We start from the raw sequence: 1513 nt of genomic DNA, 5'->3' as shown, positions 1-1513 counted from the left end.
CCTCTTAAGGTGGTTATTGCGGCGGGGCTCACCTCTTCCCATCCCGAACAGAGTAGTTAAGCCCGCCTGCGCAGATGGTACTGCAGTTATGTGGGAGAGTATGTCGTCGCCTTTCTTTAATCTGAACTCGTTTCAGATTCTATTAAATCCTATTCATTTATTTGAATAGGTTTTTTTGCTTTATAGCTTTTTTAGGGATGCTGAAGGAGAATTAGTGACAAAAGTCCATTTTGAATGAGTTAAATAAAGATTAAGCATAGATTAGTTTGTCTAAGTTTTATGTAAAATAAGATCTTGTTTGGGTATGATGTTTGATCTCAGGCTGTGAAATTACTTAGGAAATCTTTATATTGGTGTTGAGGTTTTTTGCTGGTAAGTCCGTAGAAATAGGGAATAGCGTTACAGTTATTTGATATAGAATCTATTTTTTTTAAAGACTAACTCATGTGTTGTCCGAGTCCCGTCTGCTACTAAATTCCAATCTCTAAATAGGACTTTCCTAGTGACTTCATTAAGCTATCTTCTATGAGTAATGCGAAGATATGCTTGGTGTTTATCAATGAGGAAATCTGGAACAGTTATCTTGTCAAAGAATCCTTTTGATCTTAATTTAGATTGTAAGGATTCTTTAGGAATCGAATTAATCTCTTTTAGATACAAACGTAAAATTCCTGATTTTTTTATAAGAGGCTAACTCAAAATATTCAACGTTTATCTCCGGTAATAATAACTTGATGAGTTCGATATAGAAATCTTCACTTTGTAGCTGATTTGGAAATGTAAATATCTTCTTTTTAATATTTCGCTGCAACTTTTAGATCTTGTCTAAAAATGGATAATTCTCCAATTGAGTAGTTGTCTATTTTTATAATGGGTTAGGTTGTGCGCTTCAAGTTCTCAAAAAAACTCCATTTCATTCCATTTTCTGTGAGCTTTAGCTGCTATCAGTAAAGCGGGCAGTTGAGTTGTTTATTAATTATTAGTTTGTATTATGTAATATGTAGCATTTTGACTAGCATTAATAACTATTGTAGCAAGCTTCAAACCGTTCAGAAAGGTAATAAATCTGGATATTTAGGAGTATGAGAAAATAACAATCTAAAAAAAAGTCTATTTGTATTATAATACCTATGGCTAATACTGTCTATTTTCATAGCTTTTCTAAAGAATAAGAAGGGGTGATAGAAAAAAAGTTTAGTTTCAAGACTCATGTTTTCAGTGAGTTAAAGTTTAAGTTAAGAAAACATTAAAAAAAGTGTTTAAAAAAGCTTGTAAAAGGGAATAAAGGGGTTACTTTTGCACCCGCAATGACGCAGAGGTTCTTTAATATACTGGCAAGTAATACGAATTAAACAAGAAAATTTATTTTCTAAAAAAGATTCAGAAAAGCTTGTGAGATTAGAAAACGCTTACTACATTTGCACCCCGCAAAACAAGCGAAGTTCCTTGAAAGACTGATAAGAAAACGAGAAGAAATTGGGAATAAAAATTTCCAAAAAAAAACTTCAAAAAT

General features: G+C 32.1%; 1 rRNA gene. It reads left to right on the top strand.

Annotated elements, in window-relative coordinates:
* Positions 1-5 precede the first annotated feature (5 nt).
* Positions 6-115: ribosomal RNA gene (gene rrf / locus OA85_RS16900) — 5S ribosomal RNA — on the top strand.
* The last annotated feature ends 1398 nt before the right edge of the window (positions 116-1513 follow it).

The sequence above is a fragment of the Flavobacterium sp. AED genome, assembly GCF_000812945.1.
Lineage (GTDB): Bacteria > Bacteroidota > Bacteroidia > Flavobacteriales > Flavobacteriaceae > Flavobacterium.
The sequence above is the reverse complement of the archived record's forward strand: the minus strand, read 5'-3'. Positions and strand labels throughout refer to the sequence as shown.